The 13,046-nt window shown below is 44.2% G+C and carries 10 protein-coding genes, 1 rRNA gene and 1 other annotated feature; of the genes, 5 read left to right on the top strand and 6 right to left on the bottom strand.

The window, feature by feature from the left end; translation table 11 throughout:
- From L3V31_RS16605 to rluD, 4 genes are all read right to left on the bottom strand, one after another.
- Positions 1-88: ribosomal RNA gene (locus L3V31_RS16605) — 16S ribosomal RNA — on the bottom strand; the annotation flags it as partial.
- A gap of 855 nt (positions 89-943) precedes the next feature.
- Complete coding sequence (clpB, locus tag L3V31_RS16600) at positions 944-3,517, bottom strand: ATP-dependent chaperone ClpB (protein WP_237317525.1); 2,574 nt, start codon at positions 3,515-3,517, stop codon at positions 944-946.
- 149 nt (positions 3,518-3,666) lie between these two features.
- Positions 3,667-4,395: a peptidoglycan editing factor PgeF gene (gene pgeF / locus L3V31_RS16595; protein ID WP_237317522.1), complete on the bottom strand. Its 729-nt coding sequence runs from the start codon at positions 4,393-4,395 to the stop codon at positions 3,667-3,669.
- A 1-nt stretch (position 4,396) separates the two neighbouring features.
- Positions 4,397-5,374 carry a 23S rRNA pseudouridine(1911/1915/1917) synthase RluD gene (rluD, locus tag L3V31_RS16590; protein WP_182009428.1) on the bottom strand — a complete coding sequence of 326 codons (978 nt, stop codon included), beginning with the start codon at positions 5,372-5,374 and terminating at the stop codon, positions 4,397-4,399.
- Positions 5,375-5,510: 136 nt separating this feature from the next.
- Here rluD and L3V31_RS16585 point away from each other — a divergent pair, with 136 nt between their 5' ends.
- From L3V31_RS16585 to yjjX, 5 genes are all read left to right on the top strand, one after another.
- Positions 5,511-6,239 carry an outer membrane protein assembly factor BamD gene (locus L3V31_RS16585; protein ID WP_237317520.1) on the top strand — a complete coding sequence of 243 codons (729 nt, stop codon included), beginning with the start codon at positions 5,511-5,513 and terminating at the stop codon, positions 6,237-6,239.
- Positions 6,240-6,381: 142 nt separating this feature from the next.
- On the top strand, positions 6,382-7,863 hold the full coding sequence (locus L3V31_RS16580) for a lytic transglycosylase F (RefSeq protein WP_237317518.1): 1,482 nt from the start codon (positions 6,382-6,384) through the stop codon (positions 7,861-7,863).
- Positions 7,864-8,192: 329 nt separating this feature from the next.
- A complete protein-coding gene (gene raiA, locus L3V31_RS16575) occupies positions 8,193-8,528 on the top strand; it encodes a ribosome-associated translation inhibitor RaiA (protein WP_237317516.1) in 336 nt (111 codons plus the stop codon).
- 108 nt (positions 8,529-8,636) lie between these two features.
- Positions 8,637-8,758: a sequence feature (Phe leader region), on the top strand.
- A 12-nt stretch (positions 8,759-8,770) separates the two neighbouring features.
- Positions 8,771-9,952, top strand: a complete 1,182-nt coding sequence (gene pheA, locus L3V31_RS16570) for a prephenate dehydratase (protein WP_237317514.1) — start codon at positions 8,771-8,773, stop codon at positions 9,950-9,952.
- Between the two features lie 21 nt (positions 9,953-9,973).
- Positions 9,974-10,507, top strand: coding sequence for an inosine/xanthosine triphosphatase (gene yjjX / locus L3V31_RS16565; protein WP_237317512.1), 534 nt, complete (start codon positions 9,974-9,976; stop codon positions 10,505-10,507).
- A 68-nt stretch (positions 10,508-10,575) separates the two neighbouring features.
- Here the strand turns inward: yjjX and trpR are convergent, their stop codons facing one another.
- Both trpR and sltY read right to left on the bottom strand, forming a co-directional pair.
- Positions 10,576-10,878: a trp operon repressor gene (trpR, locus tag L3V31_RS16560; RefSeq protein WP_237317510.1), complete on the bottom strand. Its 303-nt coding sequence runs from the start codon at positions 10,876-10,878 to the stop codon at positions 10,576-10,578.
- A gap of 13 nt (positions 10,879-10,891) precedes the next feature.
- Positions 10,892-12,829 carry a murein transglycosylase gene (gene sltY / locus L3V31_RS16555; RefSeq protein WP_237317508.1) on the bottom strand — a complete coding sequence of 646 codons (1,938 nt, stop codon included), beginning with the start codon at positions 12,827-12,829 and terminating at the stop codon, positions 10,892-10,894.
- Positions 12,830-13,046: the final 217 nt, after the last annotated feature.

Below are 13,046 nucleotides of genomic sequence, written 5' to 3'. Positions count from 1 at the left end.
AGGTTCAGACAACTCGTTTCCGCTCGACTTGCATGTGTTAGGCCTGCCGCCAGCGTTCAATCTGAGCCATGATCAAACTCTTCAATTTAAGATTTTGTTCGGCTCAATGAATACTGACTTCAAAACTACTAAAGTAATTTTAAAGCTATTATCGTTCCAACAGAACGATAATGAATTGACTGTGCCAAATAACCGAAGTTATTTGTATTGGTCACTCAGTTCATTGAAACCTAATTTGATACCGAGGTATCTAATTGGATTATCATCAACGAGTGCCCACACAGATTGATAGGTTCTTATTTTTAAAGAGCGTTTCGACTGAGGCTTGCTCAAATCGGACGGCCATTTTAGCGAGATAACTTTTGGTGTCAAACACTTTTTTCAGTTATTTCTCTGTGCGTTATTTTTTAACGCAACCGTCTTGTTATCTCGCATTGCTTTGCTAGACAACGGAGGCGAATTATAGGGAGAAAATTTAACTTGGCAAGGGGAATTCAGCCTAAAAAAGACATTTTTAGACTGAACGTTTAAATAAACATCAATTTGAGGATTGTATAGCCGAATAGTAAGGCTTATGACTCTAATTTCGCCACACGTTGATTGAGTTCAGCGATCGATTTTCTCACTTCCTCTACTAAATAGCAGTACTGAACGTCATGCTCTTGCTGATAAACAATACGTCCATTTACAAAAGCTCTCTTTAACAGACACAGGTTCACCACACATGATTGGTGCCATTAGTAAAGAATAACGGCCTGATAAACGAGACCAAATCACCCTGGGTCCACTGAAGGTCTATAAGCCAATTACCGCTATAGACTATTTGAAGATGCGCATGAATGCGAACTCTCTTAAATAATTTCAATATTGGAATTACAGTTCTAGCCCTGTAGTTAAAACACCCCAGAAACTAAAAAGCCATGCAAATGCATGGCTTTTTTCTTTATTGGCTAGCGATGATATTGCCGTCTTTGACCCCCAGTACAATCGGTTTTCCTGGCAAGAACTGCCCTGAAAGCATCGATTTCGCTAGTGGGTTTTCAACATTTTGTTGAATTGCACGTTTCAACGGACGCGCACCATATACTGGGTCAAAACCGACTTGTGCGATCAACTCTAACGCCTCGTCACCGACTTCTAGTTCATAGTCTTTATCAGCCAGACGTTTATGCAGACGTTCCAACTGAATTGAAGCAATAGACTTAATATGCTCTTTACCAAGTGGGTGGAATACCACGGTTTCATCAACACGGTTCAAGAACTCTGGACGGAAATGTTTGCTGACCACCTCCATTACTTCATTCTTAATGCCTTGATAATCAAGTACCGCGAAGTTTTCCTGAATTCTCGAAGAGCCTAAGTTTGAAGTCATGATCACCACAGTGTTACGGAAATCAACCGTACGACCTTGACCATCTGTCAGACGCCCGTCATCCAGTACTTGAAGCAGAATATTGAACACATCTGGGTGCGCTTTTTCTACCTCATCCAATAGAATTACCGAATAAGGTTTACGGCGAACGGCTTCTGTCAGGTAACCGCCCTCTTCATAGCCAACGTAACCCGGAGGCGCACCGACCAGTCTCGCTACAGAGTGTTTCTCCATAAACTCCGACATATCAATGCGCACCATTGCGTCTTCGCTATCAAACATGAAGTTTGCCAGTGTTTTACACAACTCGGTTTTACCCACACCCGTTGGACCTAAGAACAAGAAAGAGCCAATTGGTCGGTTTGGATCCGACAACCCAGCACGGCTACGACGAATCGCATTCGCAACCACTTCAACCGCTTCAACCTGGCCGATAACACGTTGATGCAATACATCTTCCATGCGAAGCAGTTTTTCTTTCTCTGCTTCAAGCATCTTAGAGACAGGAATGCCAGTTTGTTTGGACAGCACTTCCGCGATTTCGTTATCAGTAACTTTGTTACGTAACAACGTCATCTCTTGCATTTCTGCTTGTGCAGCCAAGTCCAACTGTTTTTCAAGCTCAGGAATACGACCGTATTGCAACTCAGACATACGGTTTAGATCACCGGCACGGCGAGCAAACTCCATATCCATCCGCGCTTGCTCAAGCTCGGATTTAATGTGTTGGGTACCCGATAGTGCGGCTTTTTCTGTATTCCATACCTCTTCTAATTCAGCATATTCGCGCTCTTTCTCAGTCAACTCTTCATTTAAAGTAGTCAGACGCTTTTCACTCGCTTCATCATGCTCGTTACTCAACGCTTGCTGCTCAATCTTTAACTGAATGATTTTACGCTCAAGCTTATCCAAAGACTCTGGCTTCGAATCGATTTGCAGACGAATGCTTGATGCCGCCTCATCGATTAAGTCGATCGCCTTATCAGGTAATTGACGATCGGAAACGTATCGATGTGACAAACTTGCTGCCGCAACGATAGCCGGATCGGTAATTTCTACATGGTGGTGCAACTCGTAGCGCTCTTTCAGACCACGTAAAATTGCGACCGTATCTTCAACGGTTGGTTCATCCACCAGCACTTTTTGGAAACGGCGCTCTAATGCCGCATCTTTCTCAATGTACTTACGGTATTCGTCCAAAGTTGTCGCACCAACACAGTGAAGTTCACCACGCGCCAATGCTGGTTTCAGCATGTTACCCGCATCCATAGAACCTTCACCTTTACCAGCGCCCACCATGGTATGCAGCTCATCAATAAACAGAATGATGTTGCCTTCTTCTTTAGCTAACTCATTCAATACTGACTTCAAGCGTTCTTCGAACTCACCTCGGTATTTTGCACCCGCAACTAACGCGCCCATATCCAACGCCAATACACGTCGACCACGAAGGCCTTCCGGAACTTCGTTATTAATGATGCGTTGAGCAAGTCCTTCAACAATCGCCGTTTTACCCACACCAGGCTCACCAATGATTACTGGGTTATTTTTGGTACGACGTTGCAGAACTTGGATCGTACGGCGGATTTCATCATCACGGCCAATCACCGGATCCAACTTACCCTGCTCTGCTCTTTCGGTAAGGTCTATGGTGAACTTTTCCAAAGCTTGGCGAAGCTCTTCAGCATTCGGATCATCGACCTTTTGACCACCTCTGATCTTTTCAATCGCCTGGCTTACTTTCTGCTCGGTTAACCCGACTTCTTTCAATAACTGACCAAGCGGACCTTTGTCCTCAATGGCGGCTAGGAGGAAGATTTCAGACGAAATATAAGAGTCCTGGCGTTTTTGAGCGACTTTGTCACAAAGATTGAACAGAGTCCCCATAGCACCCGAAAGCTGCACATCACCACCAATGCCGCTCACTTTTGGTAATCGATCAAGGATTTCGCTCAACTTAGAGCGCAAATGTGTCACATCCACATCCAACATTGTCAGCAATGGACGAATTGGACTGCCATTTTGATCAAGCAAAGCCACCATCAGGTGAACTGGCTCTATATATTGATGATCGCGCCCCAACGCTAGTGATTGAGCATCAGAGATAGCGATTTGAAACTTACTTGTGAATCTATCAAGACGCATATCGACCTTCCTAACCTCATATAAGAGAATACTAATAACAGTAGAAAGATGGATACTCAGTAGGGGAATTTCAAGGGAGGATGTAAATAAATATAAACAGTGATGCAAACTCAAGGAATGCATCACCCATTTCAATTACTGGTTAAAACCTAATCTTCCAGCCAGATAAAGGTCGCTTGGCGTCCAGTCACCCCGTCACGACGATAAGAGTAAAAATCATCACCGTTTTGGTATGTACACAAACCCGAGTCAAAGACTTGGGAGATTCCAGCTTTGTTTAGACGCTGCGTTGCAAGCTTTGACATATCGGCAAACCACTTGCCGTCGATATCACGTGGGGTAAATGCTTGCTCAGCCTTAGGATCAAAATCAACAAAAGCTTGCAGAACATCTTCACCGACTTCAAATGCTTCTGGACCGATAGCTGGTCCAAGCCATGCCATCACTTCACCAGAAAACATCTCTAAAGCATTTTCGACGATGCCATTGGCTAAACCTCGCCAGCCAGCATGGACTGCCGCAACTTGTGTGCCTTGGCTATTGGTTAAAATCACCGGCAGACAATCTGCGGTCATCGCAGAACATACAACATAGCCAGAATTGGTGAACACACCATCAGCATCAAGCACTTTAGATGTCGGTTTCGAAACCTGAGTGACAACGGTAGAGTGAGTCTGATTCAACCAAACCGGTGCACTTGGCATTTCGGCCTGCTTCATCAACCAGTCACGGTTTTGTTCTACTAATGACAAATCGTCCCCAACGTGAGCGCCCAGATTAAGCCCTTGATAGGCTCCCGTCGAAACGCCTCCCACTCGCGTGGAAGCAAACGCTTTTACATTTTTAGGCGCTGGCCAGTTAGGAACAATGATCTTCATCTTAGAATTCGTCCGGTAAACCGTATTCTTCAGTATCTTTGCGCAGTGCTTCGGTCATTGCCACCATATCGTCTGGCACAGGAGCATGGAACTCTAACTCTTCACCAGTAATAGGGTGTTCGAAACGCAGCATCACAGCATGAAGCGCTTGACGATCAAAGCCACGAATCATATCTGTCAGCTCTTGCGATGCCCCAGTAGGAATACGTGCGCGACCACCGTAAGCCGTATCGCCCAACAATGGGTGCTGCAAGTAAGACATATGAACACGGATCTGGTGAGTACGACCAGTCTCAAGACGCAAGCGAATACGCGTGTGCTCACGGAAGTGCTCCGCAACACGGTAGTGAGTAACGGCTGGTTTACCCATTGGAGCTACAGCCATTAAGGTACGCTTCGTCGAGTGACGGCCAATCGGTTGATCGACTTTACCACCAGCAGTCATGCGACCAATAGCAATCGCCTCGTATTCACGAGTGATATTACGCTTTTGCAGTGCGCGAACTAAACGCGTCTGCGCTGGTACCGTTTTCGCTACCACCATCAAACCCGTAGTGTCTTTATCCAGACGGTGAACAATGCCTGCACGCGGTACTTCGGCAATATCCGGGTAATGATGGAGCAATGCATTTAGCACCGTACCATCAGGTGTACCCGCACCTGGGTGTACAACAAAATCACGAGGCTTGTTGATTACGATGATGTCATCATCTTCATAGACGATATCCAGCGGGATATCTTGCGCTTCCCAGCGTTCTTCATCTTCCAGCTCGGCTTGCAATGTAATTTCCTCGCCGCCCATGACTTTGGTGCGAGGTTTGGTGACAACTTCACCATTCACTTGAACTTTCCCCTCAAGAAGCCATTCTTTCAGGCGAGAGCGAGAGAAGTCCGCGAATAATTCTGCGATAGCTTGGTCTAAACGCTGACCTAACTGGCTATCTTTTACGGTATTTGTTAATACTATCTGCTGAGCCATATCGAACTTTTTTAAAAACTGTGAGACTAATGCTCACGACTGTGGAAAAATAGACTATTACGTCATTGTATCTGTTACTGGAAAGAAAGTAACGGCAGCTTAAGAAATATTTAGATTCAAGGAACAGACTCCTGATATGAAACGTCAGACTTTAACAGGCCTTTTAGCGGTATCCCTTCTGTTTGGATGTGCAAGCAAAGAAGAAATCGTTCCTGATGTGCCACCTTCGGAACTGTATGCAGACGCACAAACTTCACTTCAAACTGGTAACTGGCTAACCGCCATTGAGAAGCTAGAAGCATTAGATTCACGTTACCCATTTGGGGCCTACTCTGAACAGGTACAACTTGATCTCATTTATGCGTACTACAAAAACGACGACCTAGCTCTTGGCTTAGCAACCATCTCTCGTTTTATGCGCCTAAACCCAACTCATGAAAAAATGGATTGGGTGCTATATATGCGTGGTTTAACTCACATGGCGCAAGACCGCAACTTTATGCACGATTTGTTTAATATTGATCGTAGTGACCGTGATCCCGAGCCAGTTAAACAAGCATTTGATGATTTCAAAAAACTGCTTCAACGTTATCCAAACAGCCACTATGCTGAAGATTCGCAAAAGCGCATGATCGCATTGAAAAACCGTTTGGCCAATTATGACCTGGCGACTGCAGATTTCTATCTACGTCGTGAAGCGTGGATTGCAGCGATCAACCGCAGCCAAGAACTGCAAAAGACCTTTCCAGATACAGAAGCAGCGCGTAAATCGCTGAAGATACAGCTAGAAGCTTACAAGCAACTTGGTCTTGAAGACGCAATCGCCAGAACGGAAGAGTTGATTAAGCTTAACCCGATCAACTAAAGCTAACTGCCCTCCAATTACTCGCCACAGTCTCAGCAACTGTGGCGTTTTTCTATCTAAAGCCACTTTCGACGCTTAACTTGATGGTTTTTTGAGCACAATATATGCTTAAAGTTCTCCCACCATTAACCTGGACGTGAACGTGACATTATCTAAGCTATGGGCAATATTACTGATCCTGCTTTCAACATCCGTTTACGCGTTGCAAATTTCACCGTTGAAGCAGCCGCCGTATACCGGTGATTTAGATGTCATAAAAGAAAAAAACTTACTACGCGTGCTTGTCTCTGCTGACTTGGGTTTTTACTACATTGAAGGCGGTACGCCTAAAGGAATTGGTGCAGAGCTTCTGGCTCATTTCGAGAAAGATTTACGCAAAATCAAACCGAAAATAAACGTACAAATTATTCCTCTTGCTCCTGACCAGTTGATTCCCGCGCTAAACAAAGGCTCTGGCGACTTAATTGTTGCAAACCTGACGATTACTGATAGCCGTAAAGAAAAAGTCGATTTTAGTTCTCCAATAACCTCGGGAATTCAAGAGTGGGTCGTTACAAACAAAAAAACACCTGCCATCACAAAGCTAGAGCAACTGAGTGGAAAAGAAATATGGGTAAGAGCTAGCTCCAGTTATTTTGAAAGTATTCAAGCTCTTAATAAAACTTTAAACAAGAAAGGATTACCGCCCGTCATTGTCCACTTTGTTGAAGAAACCCTTCAAGACTACGAACTGGTTGGCATGCTGAATAATGGCTATGTCAAAGCCATCGTGTTAGATAGCCACAAAGCAAGCCTTTGGCTCAAGGTTATGGATGACATTCGGGTACACAAAAAGGTTCCACTTCGTAAAAGTGGCAAAATCGGTTGGGCAATGCGTAAAGACAGCCCGAAACTGAAAGCGGTCGTCAATAAGTTCATCAAGAAATCACGCTCCGGGACCCTGCTCGGAAACGTCATCTACGGCAAGTACATTGACAATACCAACTGGCTAAACAAAGCACTCAACCCAAAAAAAATTGCTCAGTTAGAAAAACTGTCCGCGTTATTTTCGCGCTACGGTGAAAAGTACGACTTTGACTATCTGCTGATAGCAGCCGTCGCTTATAAAGAATCGGGCTTTAATAATAACTTGGTCGGCAGTCGAGGCGCTGTGGGCATTATGCAAATCCTACCCAGTACCGCACAAGATCCGAATATCAACATCAAAAATGTTCGACAATTGGAAAACAACGTTCATGCAGGCGTGAAGTACATGGCATTTTTACGTCGGCAATACTTCAACAACAAAACCATATCTGCCGAAAACAAAATCTATTTCACTTTGGCCGCCTATAACGCAGGGCCGGGAAATGTGGAGAGAATTCGTAAGCTCGCCGCTAGACAAGGATATAACCCAAATGTGTGGTTCAATAATGTTGAAGTCGTGATGAGAAAGAATATCAGTGCAACCGTCGGTTATGTCACCACCATCAACCGTTACTACGTCATATACAAACAATTAGAGAGTTTGGACCATGCAAAATCATTAAAAAATGTTCTGTTGGTTCCGGGCGATCCGGTTTTCACGACTCCATTACTCAAGGTTAGTCAAACACCAGAAACCAAAAAGCCGCTCGTTAACTAAGCGGCTTTTCAAAATTCTCTCTGCTTGCACATTGTATGGTGACAACGATCACGCATTTTATTTTGTTAATTTTTAATCAATCTAAATTATAGGCTGTACAACGCCTCTAAAAACGAAGTGGTTTTCAGCTGAGTACTCTATCCAATCTAATGATTTGCTAATCGATAACAAGCTATTTATCGATAAATCTCGATACTTCTTGAGTGAGATCACATTCATTTTTCATTATAAAAATCCCGAACAGAATAGTGATCTATGTCACATTTATTTATCCATAAAGCAGTAATCTGAACTTAACCCATGAGGGATGCAACAGAGGAAACGCACTTATGACAATGAATATCACTGGCAAAAACATCGAAATCACCTCTGCAATCCGTGCTCATATTGAGAGCAAATTTAAAAAACTGGAGAAATGGCAAGTCGACCTAATTGGATGCCAAGCAACGTTCAGTGAGGAACCAAACAAACAGAAAAAGTTCGAAGCGGTTGTTAAGGTTCCAAAAGGCCAACTGATCGCCTCAGCCACTCACGAAGATCTTTACGCAGCTATCAACGAAGTGGAGCAAAAACTAGAACGACAATTGAATAAGCTGACCCACAAGCCTGAAGCTCGCCGAGCTAACAAGCCAGTACCTGACGTGGAAGAAGTCGAAGAAGAGTAAATAGACAAGATCGAGGAAATAGCGCCGTAAGGCGCTATTTTTTTGCTTGACGCTCTAGGCCTGCTTGCTTATTGTGTTTAAACACTCATAAATTGCGCACTAATTATGCATTTAACCCCTCTGTTTATTTTTGACTTCTTTTTCCTCCCATAGATGGAGGGGCGAGCTCGTTTGTGAAAGAAAAGTCAAAAACAAACAGAAAGCCTCCCAAAACGGGAGGCTTTTTTATAAGGAAAGAATTGATGACTGACCAATCTATTTCTCTGGAAGATATTCGTACACGTTTAAACGAACTTGATGACGAGCTACTTAGCTTGTTGTCTGAACGCCGTAGACTCAGCATTGAAGTAGCCAAAAGCAAAGTACAAACCTCAAAGCCAGTTCGCGATGCGGCTCGTGAACAACAATTGTTGGTGAAGCTAATTTCTAATGGTCGCGAAAAATATGAATTAGACGCTCAGTACATTACCAAACTTTTCCACACGATTATTGAAGACTCCGTTCTTCTGCAGCAAAGTTATCTCCAGAACCTCGTCAATCCACAGCAAAGCCGTAAACCTCTCGCACGTGTTGCTTTCCTTGGTGCAAAAGGCTCATATTCACATCTGGCAAGCCGCGAATATTTTAGCCGTAAAAATACTGAGCTGATTGAACTGAACTGTGAGCACTTCAGAGAAGTGACTCAAACGGTAGAGTCAGGTCATGCCGACTACGGTGTCCTGCCGATTGAAAACACGAGCTCAGGCTCGATTAACGAAGTATATGACTTACTGCAACACACCACGTTGTACATTGTCGGTGAGCTGACACAGCCAATTGAGCATTGCTTGGTGGCGACAAAAGACATTCGTCTCGAAGACATCAAAACGCTCTATTCTCACCCTCAGCCTCATCAACAATGCAGTGAGTTCCTGAGCCGCATGAAAGGCGTAAAACTGGAATCTTGCGCTAGCACTGCAGATGCAATGCAAAAAGTCCAAGAGCTGAGCCGTAATGACGTAGCTGCTATCGGTAATGCTTCAAGCGGTAAGTTATACGGTCTTCAAGCGATTCAGGGTAACATCGCAAATCAAACAGAAAACCATACTCGCTTTATCGTAGTGGCTCGTAAACCGGTTGAGGTTTCTACGCAAATACCAGCCAAGACGACTCTCATTATGTCCACGTCTCAACAAGCAGGCTCACTGGTTGAAACACTACTCGTGCTGCAACGTTATGGCATCAATATGACCAAGCTTGAGTCTCGTCCTATTATGGGCAATCCATGGGAAGAAATGTTCTATGTTGACTTAGAATCTCATTTGGATTCACAAGCGATGCAGCAAGCGTTACAAGAACTCACCAAGATCACTAAGCATCTGAAAGTTCTGGGTTGTTACCCTAGCGAAAACGTAAAACCAACCCAAGTTAAATTGAGTTATTAGACACCAGTGAGCAAAAAGATCATGGCAACCCAAAAAGTCGTTATTGCCTCTTTAAACCCAGCAAAAATCAATGCGGTTAAGAGTGCTTTTCAAAGTGCATTTCCAAATCAAGCTTTTGAGTTTGAGGGAGTAAGTGTACCCAGCGAAGTTGCGGATCAGCCGATGAGCAACACAGAAACGTATACGGGCGCATTGAATAGAGTAAAAAACGCCAAAGTCGAAGCACTAGGCGGGGATTTTTATGTTGGACTAGAAGCTGGTATTGAAGGCAATGTCACCTTCGCCTGGATGGTGATTGAGTCTCAGACTCATCGTGGTGAGTCCCGCTCAGCGAGTTTGATGTTACCGCCAGAAGTATTGGCTCAACTTGAACATGCCAATGAACTTGGCGATGTCATGGACAACGTATTTGGCACAGAGAATATTAAACAAAAAGGCGGCGCAATTAGCCTGTTGACGCAAAACCAATTAACTCGCAGCTCGGTATACCATCAAGCCTTGATTCTGGCTTTGATACCTTTTACCAACACTGAACACTTTCCAGCGAACCTTTAAGGCTCCACTTGCCATACTAATGAAATTAAAAAGGGCGGAATCTCCGCCCTTTTGCTTAACTGGTTACCTTATTGATCCGCAGGCTCTAATAATGCTTTGAGCTGGTCTTTCTCTTCATCCGATTTGGATTTCAACTCATTTGAGCCACGTGTGATAGTTGCAATGCCCACGCCCAGCATCTGGCTGATCTGACGTTGAGATAACTCGCCTTTGAGCAGTTCATTAAGAATGTTCACTCGGGCAATTAATGAATCTCGTTCATCAGGTGTCATCAGCATCGTTAAAAACATTTCATGCTGCTGACTATCGACGCTTGTTCGAATTAGCTCAAGAATCTGCTGCCAGTCTGTGTACTCGGGTTCGTGTGACATCAAGTTACCTCACTCAATACTTGGTATTGATCTCATGTTGATTCAAGAACGCGCCATCGATACCCAAAAGATCACGGTAGTAAGTTTCAAACATTAAGATGTTCTGAACATAGCCACGAGTCTCTTTAAATGGAATCGCCTCAATAAAGGCATAAGCATCCACTTTTCCCTGGGTTCGCTCTCGCCACGTTTTCACTCTGTTAGGGCCAGCATTATAAGCCGCTAGAGCAAAAATACGATTATTATCGTAATCCTCCAATAAACCTTGCAGATAATGGCTGCCAATCTCGATGTTTTTACCGACGTTATACAACTCTTCAGTACCTTGATACTTTAGCTTGTACTTTCGTGCGGTGTATTTGGCCGTTGCAGGCATTATCTGCATGATACCGCGAGCACCAACAGGTGAACGCGCCTCTACATCCAACGCACTTTCTTGCCTTGCTAAAGACATCATCGTAACCGGGTCGATATCATGCTTCTTAGCATAGAAATTAAACCACCAGCTATGTGCAACAGGGAACCGTAATTCAATATTATCCCACATCTGAGCTTGAATACTTGCGGTAACGGTCAGGTGATGCCAATGCTTTGAAGAGGCATAAGCCGCTAGCATGGCTTTTTCGTCTTTATTCACTCGACGGAGCAAATGTGCCCATTCACTCTTCGCGGCAGAAATCTTATCTGTCGCGATCATCTCTGAAATACGAGCCAAAGCATCGTGGTAAGGCTGAATTACCTTACTGTCTAATTTGATTCTATGAGTGGGATATTTGATCGACTGCCCTATCGCGTTTGCGGCTGCGACACTATAAAAGTTACGCTCTCCAACCAATGTTGCTAACCGCTTCTTACCAGCAATGTCATCTCCCAACGCAATCTCACTTCGGCCCAACCAATATTGCCATCGCAGCGTCGCCTGCTCTTCTTTGTTAAGAACCGCTATCCAATCCTGAACCCCTTTCCAGTCTGCATTTTGCACCGCTAGGCGAATACGAGTCTCGATGAGAGGCAGGTCCTGACTGGTTTTTGTCTTGTCATCTCGCCACTTAGCCAGATTGGCCGACTCTGTGCGCGTCAACCTAAATGCAATGTAATCTGCCAATGACTGTGCTTTTTCAGGAGAAAACTTCTGCCCTTTTACCACTGAATCATACGCTTGTTGTGCCTGCTCGATATTCATGCGAGCTAACTTTTCTAACGCATATTCACTCTGAGCACGATTAAAATCGTTCGCGGGCTTTTTCTTGGCAAATTCAGCGACCGTGGCTGGCTTATCAAACAACGCCTTCATATCTTGGGCTTGTTGTTTCGCTTTGGCCGACTTTGGTAGCTTTTGCAGATAACTCATCAAGCTGCCGTTACGTGCATCAAACGCCAGTAACATCCGCTGCAATATCAAATCGTCAGTTCTTCCGCCCGCTTTATCCCATGCAGAAAATAACGGGTCACACTCAGAAGCAATACTTGAGCCGCTTAACCACATATCTTCCGCGCCTTTGAACGCCGCAACTTGTTTACCTTGCTTCAAATTAGCCTGGTAAAAAATGCACTGGTAACGCTCGCCACTGGGTATCACTTTTTGAAACGCAGTAATGGCCTTCCAATCTTTCTCTTTGTAGAGATGATTTAGATAAGGTGCGCTCACTCGACGAGAAAAAGGAAAAGTCTCGTACTCGGAGATAAAATCGTTAACTTGTTTTGGGGACTTACTCGGTAACTGTCGAATGAAAGTACGGTAGTCCACATAAGGCGTTAGCGGGTAGTCTGCGATTTTAGGACGGATCACTAAGTACCCGTCAATGTCATTTTTATCTAATAGATTTTGGGCCTGCTCATAAACTTCGCGCTGTTTTTCTAAGCTAAGCGCGGCGTTCGCTGTCAGACTAACCGCACATAAAGCGGTAGCCCAACATGCACTTTTAGCCAATTCCGTAACGTTGAATCTCATTTGTATAATTTTCCCCAGACATTTATTGCCTCAAAGCCTAGTTTTCTTAGAGTTTATGTTTCAAAGGCACTTTAACTATATGCATACATTTACACAGAAATATGCAACCAATGTAAAGTGAATTGATGTATTAAAATTTATACTCGTGAACTTTTGCGGCAATGAGGACGAGAAGTTCATAATGCGCGAAGAAATCCATTCTCCACTTCAAGCGAAT

The organism is Vibrio sp. J1-1, assembly GCF_021728395.1.
GTDB lineage: Bacteria > Pseudomonadota > Gammaproteobacteria > Enterobacterales > Vibrionaceae > Vibrio.
The sequence above is the reverse complement of the archived record's forward strand: the minus strand, read 5'-3'. Positions and strand labels throughout refer to the sequence as shown.